The organism is Streptomyces sp. NPDC031340 (assembly GCF_055569945.1).
On sequence record NZ_JBVIIE010000004.1, the window covers coordinates 215,487 to 222,905 of the forward strand.

A 7,419-nucleotide genomic window follows, 5' to 3' on the forward strand; every position below is an offset into this window, starting at 1 on the left:
ACACAAGTCCCTGATCAGCGGCGCGGCACCGCAGGCGCTCAGGCCTCGCCGGTCCCCCGCGTCTCACCCAGCACATGCAGTTGCGTGGCCACGGAGTGGAAGGCGGGCAGTTCGGCCGCCGCCTCCTCCAGCTTCAGCAGGGCCTCCAGGGCGCCAGGCTCGGTGTCCACGAGCACCCCGGGCACGAGGTCGGCGAAGACCCGCACGCCGTGCACCGCGCCCACCCGCAGGCCCGCGCCCTCGACCAGTTCCGTGAGCTGTCCGGCGGTGAAGCGGCGCGGCATCGGGTCGCCTTCGCCCCAGCGGCCCGCCGGGTCCTCCAGTGCCTGCTTGGCCTCCTTGAAGTGGCCCGCGAGGGCGCGGGCGAGGACGGCGCCGCCGAGGCCGGCGGCGAGGAGGCTCAGGACGCCTTCGGAACGCAGGGCGGCGACCGCGTTGCGCAGGCCCTCGGCGGGGTCGTCGACGTACTCCAGGACGCCGTGGCACAGCACCACGTCGTAGCCGCCCCGCTCGACCACGTCGAACAGGCCGTGGGCGTCGCCCTGGACGCCCCGGACGCGGTCGGCGACGCCGGCTTCGGCGGCCCGGCGCTCCAGCGCGAACAGGGCGTTCGGGCTGGGGTCCACGACGGTGACCTGGTGGCCCAGGAGGGCGACGGGCACCGCGAACCTGCCGCTGCCGCCTCCGGTGTCGAGGACGTCCAGCGTCTGCCGTCCCGTGGTCTTGACCAGGCGGTCCAGGGCGTCCCGGAGGACCTCCCAGACCACGGCGGTGCGCAGCGAGGCGCGCGGCCGAGGGGAGTCGGAGCGCAGCGACGCGGTATGGGCGTGCTGGTGGGAGACGGGCGGGCGCATCGGGTCCGACACGGCAGTTGACTCCTCGGCGCGGCACCGCCTGTGCGGGGCGGAGCGAACGGGCTGCCTTCCCGGCCCGGGGTGGCGGGACGGTAAGGCGTCAGGCGTCTTCCACCCTATTGCCTGTCCGCCGTCCCTGGTCACCCACGGTGGCGTGCCCGGCCGCGCCGCTCACCGGAGCGCGCCCCCACCGGGCACACGCCGCCCACCGGGGCGCCCGCCCGTCGGGGCACACGCCGCGGACGCACGCCGCTCACCCCGCGTCCGGCATGTGGCGGGGGTCGTCGGGGCCGCTGTCCGGCCGGTCGGTGTCCTGGCGCGGCTGCGGCAGGACCGGCTGCAGCACGAGCATGCGCTCGACGAGGCGCAGGAACATCGCCACGTCGCGTATCAGGTCGTCGGCGTCCCGGCGGCTGGCCGCGCCCTGGATGCCGGCCTCGGCCAGCGCGCGGCGCCGGGCGCCGGAGGCGAACAGCGCGCTCCACTCGGCGAGTTCGGGCGCGATCTCGGGGAGCACTTCCCAGGCGCTCCGGATGCGGGCCCGGCGCCGGGCGCTGGTCTCCGGGCGTCCCCGCGCGGCGAGCACCGCGGCGGCGGTGCGCAGGGCGGCGAGATGCGCCGTCGCATAGCGCTCGTTCGGCGTCTCCAGGACGGCGGCCTCGTCGAGTCCGGCGCGGGCCTGGGCGAGCAGGTCCAGGGCCGCGGGCGGGGCGGTGGCCCGGCGCAGCACGGGGTGAACGTCGCTCGCCGGTCCGGTCAGTGAGGGGGCAGGGCCGGTGGCGCGGCGCCGGCGGGCGGCGGCTGCGTGGTAGCTGGCCATGACGAACCTCCTGTCGTCTGTGGACGGCATGCCCTGCTACGGGATGCCGTATGTGCCCATCGTGCGGTATGCCACTGACAATCCGTTGCGACCTGGGCTTTTGCATCGATCTGAAGTTCGGGCTAGTTTTTGTACTGACCAGTCAGTTCAAATATGGGGGAGGGGGAAGACCGTGCCCGGAATCGGAGTCACGGCCCGCGGGCTGGGGGTCAGGGGGCCGCGCGGCTGGGCCTTCCGCGACGTCACGTTCGAGGCGGAGCCCGGCGCGCTGATCGCGGTCGAGGGACCGTCCGGCTCCGGCCGCACGTGCCTGCTGCTCACGCTCGCCGGCCGGATGAAGCCCACGGAGGGGTCGGCCCTGGTGGGCGAGTGGCGGCTGCCGAAGCAGATGGCGGCCGTGCGGCAGGTCAGCGGGCTCGCCCACGTCGCCGGGGTCACCGACCTCGACCCGGCGCTGACCGTCGGCGAGCACCTCGGGGAAAGGGCGCTGCTGCAGCGGCGGTTCGGCGACTCGCTGCGCGGGCTGCTGCAGCCGCGCGGCGAACGGGCACTGCGGGCCAGACTGCGGATCGACGCCGCCCTGGAGGCGGCCGGTCTCGACCCCGGGACCCTGCCCAAGGGCACGCGCACCGCCGTACGGGACCTGGAGCGCCTGGAGGCGCTGCGGCTGTCCGTCGCCCTCGCGCTGATCGGCCGGCCGGGCCTGCTCGGCGTCGACGACACCGACCTGAAGCTCTCGGACGCCGAGCGGGCTCGGGTGTGGGCGCTGCTGAGGTCGATCGCCGAGGCCGGCACCACGGTGGTGGCAGTGTGCAGCGAGGCCCCGGCGGACCCCGCCACCCCGGGGGCCCCGGGGGGCACGGTCACGGTGGCCACCGGGGAATCCCCCGCCGCCCGCGGGAAGGAGGAGGCCGATGCGCTCGCCGCGACTGGCCGCGCTTGAGCTGCGCCGCTTCGGCCGCGGCAGGCTGCCGCGGGCCGCCCTGGTGGCGCTGCTGGTGCTGCCCCTGCTGTACGGCGCCCTGTACCTGTGGTCGTTCTGGGACCCCTACGGACGGCTGGACCGCATCCCCGTGGCGCTCGTCGACGAGGACCGGGGCGCCACCGCCGACGGCAGGCGGATCACGGCCGGCGACGACATCGCCGAGGGCCTGCGCGAGAGCCGGACGTTCGACTGGCACGAGGTGAGCGCGGACGAGGCACGCGCGGGCGTGGAGGACGGCACGTACTACCTGTCGCTGACCATGCCGGCCGACTTCAGCCGGCGCGTCGCCTCCAGCGCCGGCGACTCCCCCGAGACGGGCGCGCTGCAGGTACGGACGAACGACGCGAACAACTACATCGTCGGACAGATCTCGCGGACGGTCTTCAGCGAGGTCCGCCGGGCCGCGTCCACCAGGACCTCGCGGTCGTACCTGGACCGGATCTTCATCTCGTTCTCCGACATCCACGGCGCGACCGTGAAGGCCGCGAACGGGGCCGACAAGCTCAAGAGCGGCGCCGACAAGGCGGAGAAGGGTGCCAAGGCCCTGGCCGACGGGCTGAAGGACGCCAAGGGCGGCAGCGGCAGGCTGGCGAAGGGCCTGAAGAAGCTCGACAAGGGCGCGGGCGACCTCCAGGACGGCTCCCGCCAGGTCGCGGACGGCACGCAGACGCTCGCGGACAAGGCCGACGCGGTCGACGCGAAGCTCGGGCCCTTCCTGAAGGACAACGAGAAGACCATCGGGGACACCGCCCAGCTCGTCGCCGACTCCGCGAAGATCGTCCGCGAGCACCTCTCCACCCTGGTGAAGACGGCGCCGGCCGCCGCCGAGGGCGCCCGCACGGCCTCCCGCACCCTGGACCGCGTCTACACCGCGCGCTGCGAGGACGCCGTACCGCCGGACGCCGCCTGCGCCGACCTGAAGAAGGCCAAGGACGCGGCCGCGGACGTGGCGACGGTCGCCGACGACGTGAACACGCTGGTCGGCGACCAGGACGGCGACCTGAAGAAGCTCGACGCCCGCCTGGCCGTCCTCCAGGAGCAGGCCCAGGCACTCGCCGACCGCGCCCCGCACCTCTCCGAGGACCTCGACGACGCGGTCAAGAAGATCGACGAGCTGAACGAGGGCGCCGGACAGGTCGCCGCGGGCGCGAAGAAGCTGCACAAGGGGCTCGGCACGGCCGACAGCGGCGCGGCGGCCCTCGACAAGGGCGTCGGCAAGCTGAAGTCGGGCGCCGAGGACCTGAACGGCGGCCTGTACAAGCTCGCCGACGGCTCCGGCGAGCTGGCCGGCGGCCTGCACGACGGCGCCGCGAAGATCCCGGACTACGACAAGAAGGACCGCGACCGGCGCACCGAGGTCATGGCCGACCCCGTGCAACTGGCCTCCAGGGACCTGCACAAGGCGCCCAACTACGGCACCGGCTTCGCCCCGTACTTCATCCCGCTGTCGCTGTGGGTGGGCTCGATGGTGGCGTACATGCTGATCCCGCCGATGAACCGGCGGGCGCTCGCCGCGGGCTCCTCGGCGTGGCGGATCGCGTTCGCGGGCTGGCTGCCGGTGGTGGCGATCGGGGTGCTGCAGACCGCGGCCCTGATGTCGGTGCTGCACTGGGCGATCGGCCTGCAGCTGGCGCGGGCGGCCGGCACGGTGGGCTTCCTGTTCCTGGTGACGGCGTGCTTCGCGGCGATCGTGCAGTGGCTGAACGCGCGCTTCGACGCGGCGGGCCGCATCCTGGTGCTCGCCCTGCTGATGCTGCAGCTGACCTCCGCGGGCGGCACCTACCCCGTACAGACCAGTCCCGGCTTCTTCAACGCCGTCCACCCCTTCCTGCCGATGAGCTACATCGTCGAGGCACTGAGGAGGCTCGTCACCGGCGGCGGCCTGGGGCCGGTGTGGACGGCGTGCGCCGTGCTGGTCGCGTTCACCGCGGGCTCCCTCGCCCTCACCGCGCTGGCGGCACGCCGCCGGCAGGTGTGGACGCCCGCCCGGCTGCACCCGGAGCTGAGCCTGTGATCCGCAAGAGGAGTGCCGCGGGCCCGGTTCCTGTGAGAATCGGGACCATGGAAAGCAGCAGCGCCACGACGGGCGGCAGCACGCGCCGCGAGGCCACCCGCCAGAAGCTCTACGAGGCGGCCGTCACGCTCATAGCCGAGCAGGGCTTCTCCGCCACCACGGTGGACGAGATCGCCGAGCGTGCCGGGGTCGCGAAGGGCACGGTCTACTACAACTTCGCGAGCAAGTCGGTCCTGTTCGAGGAGCTGCTGCGGCACGGTGTGGGGCTGCTGACCGCGTCCCTGAAGGAAGCGGCCGAGCGGACGGTTCGCGACGGCGGCAGCAGGGTCGACGCCCTGGACGCGATGATCCGCGCCGGGCTCGCCTTCATCGCCCGCTACCCGTCCTTCACCCAGCTGTACGTGGCCGAGCTGTGGCGCACCAACCGTGCCTGGCAGTCCACCCTCATGGTGGTGCGCCGGCAGGTGGTCGCCGTCATCGAGGACGTGCTGCGCGAGGGTGTGGCGGGCGGCGAGTTCAGCGACGAGATCGACGTCCCGCTGACCGCGGCCGCGCTGGTCGGGATGGTCCTGGTGGCCGCGCTGGACTGGCAGTCGTTCCAGCCGGAGCGCTCCCTGGACGACGTCCACGCGTCGCTGTCCAGGCTGCTGCAGGGCCGGGTGAGCGGCCACAGGACGTGACCCGCCGGACATGACCGACAGGACATGACCCGCCGGACGTGAAGCGGGAAGGCGCCGGTCCGCTGTGGCCGCGTCCCCCGCGGGCCGCCTCGGACCGGCGCCTTCCCGTGCTCCCCCGTGCTCCCCCGTCGGACCCCCGTTGTGGTCGTTCCCCCGGGTCCCCCGTGCCTCGCTTCCGCCGACACCGGCCGGCGGAAGGAGCGGATCGCGGGCCACCGCGTTCCGGCGCCCCGTGTCGCCGGTGCCGCGGCCGTGCCCGTCTCCGTGCCCCCACTCTCTCGTCCCGGCGGCCCCGGCCCCATCCGCGCGCGTACTCATCTCCCCTTCTAGGTACGGGTACTCAGCTGCGCGCACACCCCACGACCGGGCCCGGCGGGCCGGTCACCGCGCCGACCTCGGCGGCCGGGGCGCCGGCGGCGGTCGATAAAGTCGCGGGCATGGGACGGATTGCGGTGATCGGCGCCGGGATGGGCGCGATGGCGGCCGCCGCCCGGCTGGCCGTCGCGGGCCACCGGGTGACGGTGTACGAGCGTGCGCGGACCTACGGCGGAGAGGTCGGCCGCTTCGAGCGGGACGGCTTCGTCTTCGACACCGGTCCCGGACTGCTGCCGCTGCCCGCGGTCTGGCGCGACCTGTTCGTCAAGACGGGCAAGGAGCCGCTGGAGGCGTGCGTCGAACTGGTCCAGGTCGACCCGTCCGCGCGACACGTCTTCGCCGACGGCACCGAGGTCGCGCTGCCGAACGCCTCACGCGCGGGCGTGGTCGCCGCCCTGGACGATGCGCTCGGCGCGGGCGCGGGCGCACGCTGGGGCGACTTCCTGGTGCGCGCCCGCGAGGCCTGGGACCGCACGCGCCGGCCGCTGCTGGAGGAACCGCTGTGGCCGAACTGGGCGGTGCTGGCCGGGCGGGAGCCGTATCCGGCCGTCCCGCACAAGCGGCTGCTGCGCACCCGCCGGGCCGGCACGCTCGCCGAGGTCGGCGCCTGGGAGCTGCGCGATCCGCGGCTGGCCGCGCTGCTGGAGAGCCACGCCCTCGCCTTCGGGCTCGACCCGCGCGTCACCCCGGCGAGCGCCGCCGTGCTGCCGTACCTGGAACACGCCTTCGGCACCTGGTACGTGCGCGGCGGCCTGCGGGAGCTGGCGCGCGCGGTGTACGAGCGCTGCACGGCCCGGAGGGTCGAGTTCGTCTTCGGCGCCGAGGTCACCGGAATCGTGGAGAAGGACGGCCGGGCGGCGGGCGTGGAACTCACCGACGGGGCGGTCGTGGAGGCGGACTTCGTGGTCGCCGGTGTGCACCCCGCCCGGCTGCACGCGCTGACCGGGCATCAACTGGACGCCGCGGGCGACGTGTCGCCGGACCGCGCGACGCCGCACGCCGGACGGTTCACGGTGCTGCTGGCCCTGCGCGGGCCGCGCGAGGCCGGCGCGGCGCACCGCACGGTCGTGCACGCCCCCGACCGGGAGGCGGAACTGGACCGGCTGCACGCGCGGCCCGACGAGCCCGTGCGGCCCGATGAGTTGGTGCGGCCCACGGTGACGGTGCTGCGGCCGGACGACCCGGACCTGCGTCCCGACGCGGACCACGAGTCGGCGGTCGTGTCGGCGATGGTGCCGGCGCGGGCCGACTGGAGCCGCCCCGAGATCCGCGAGCGCGTCGCTGACCTGGTGCTCGACGCGGCCGAGGCGGCGATTCCGGGGCTGCGCGAGCGCCTGCTCTGGCGTGCGGCGCGTACTCCGCTCGACGGCGAGGAGGCCACCGGCACCCCCCGCGGAGCGGTGTCCGCTCCGGCGCTCGCCGCCGGTGAGGGCCGCTTCCTGCACCCGGCCAACACCACCCGGCTGCCGGGGCTGTACCGGGTCGGCGGCTGGTCGCACCCCGGCGGGGGTCTCCCGCACGCGGGCATGTCCGGGGCACTGGTGGCCGGACTGATCGTGGAGGGACCGGAGTTCCGCGGCTCGCAGTGAACGGCGGCGGGGGGGGGGGGGGGGGGGGGGGGGGGGGGGGGGGGGGGGGGGGGGGGGGGGGGGGGTGGTCGTGGCCTCGGGGGTGGTTTTCTTGGTTGATTT

At 74.8% G+C, this 7,419-nt stretch carries 6 protein-coding genes; 4 read left to right on the forward strand and 2 right to left on the reverse strand.

The window, feature by feature from the left end:
- Nucleotides 1-38: 38 nt before the first annotated feature.
- Both ACZ5GT_RS04615 and ACZ5GT_RS04620 read right to left on the reverse strand, forming a co-directional pair.
- Nucleotides 39-866, reverse strand: coding sequence for a methyltransferase (locus ACZ5GT_RS04615; RefSeq protein ID WP_469014097.1), 828 nt, complete (start codon nucleotides 864-866; stop codon nucleotides 39-41).
- Between the two features lie 241 nt (nucleotides 867-1,107).
- Nucleotides 1,108-1,674, reverse strand: coding sequence for an SAV_6107 family HEPN domain-containing protein (locus tag ACZ5GT_RS04620; RefSeq protein ID WP_469014099.1), 567 nt, complete (start codon nucleotides 1,672-1,674; stop codon nucleotides 1,108-1,110).
- A 172-nt stretch (nucleotides 1,675-1,846) separates the two neighbouring features.
- Here ACZ5GT_RS04620 and ACZ5GT_RS04625 point away from each other — a divergent pair, with 172 nt between their 5' ends.
- The 4 genes from ACZ5GT_RS04625 to ACZ5GT_RS04640 all read left to right on the forward strand — a co-directional run bounded on the left by ACZ5GT_RS04625 (nucleotide 1,847) and on the right by ACZ5GT_RS04640 (nucleotide 7,317).
- On the forward strand, nucleotides 1,847-2,617 hold the full coding sequence (locus tag ACZ5GT_RS04625) for an ABC transporter ATP-binding protein (RefSeq protein ID WP_469014100.1): 771 nt from the start codon (nucleotides 1,847-1,849) through the stop codon (nucleotides 2,615-2,617).
- Nucleotides 2,589-4,673 (forward strand): YhgE/Pip family protein, encoded by a 2,085-nt coding sequence (locus ACZ5GT_RS04630; RefSeq protein WP_469014103.1) that lies wholly within the window; start codon nucleotides 2,589-2,591, stop codon nucleotides 4,671-4,673. The genes ACZ5GT_RS04625 and ACZ5GT_RS04630 overlap by 29 nt, the downstream gene beginning before the upstream one ends.
- Nucleotides 4,674-4,720: 47 nt before the next feature.
- Nucleotides 4,721-5,353 carry a TetR/AcrR family transcriptional regulator gene (locus ACZ5GT_RS04635; RefSeq protein ID WP_469014106.1) on the forward strand — a complete coding sequence of 211 codons (633 nt, stop codon included), beginning with the start codon at nucleotides 4,721-4,723 and terminating at the stop codon, nucleotides 5,351-5,353.
- A 437-nt stretch (nucleotides 5,354-5,790) separates the two neighbouring features.
- Nucleotides 5,791-7,317: a phytoene desaturase family protein gene (locus ACZ5GT_RS04640; RefSeq protein ID WP_469014108.1), complete on the forward strand. Its 1,527-nt coding sequence runs from the start codon at nucleotides 5,791-5,793 to the stop codon at nucleotides 7,315-7,317.
- Nucleotides 7,318-7,419: the final 102 nt, after the last annotated feature.

Coding starts and splice junctions, on each gene's coding strand:
- ACZ5GT_RS04620 (WP_469014099.1), bottom strand. CDS start 1,674: ATGGCCAGCTACCACGCAGCCGCCGCCCGCCGGCGCCGCGCCACCGGC.
- ACZ5GT_RS04630 (WP_469014103.1), top strand. CDS start 2,589: ATGCGCTCGCCGCGACTGGCCGCGCTTGAGCTGCGCCGCTTCGGCCGC.
- ACZ5GT_RS04635 (WP_469014106.1), top strand. CDS start 4,721: ATGGAAAGCAGCAGCGCCACGACGGGCGGCAGCACGCGCCGCGAGGCC.
- ACZ5GT_RS04640 (WP_469014108.1), top strand. CDS start 5,791: ATGGGACGGATTGCGGTGATCGGCGCCGGGATGGGCGCGATGGCGGCC.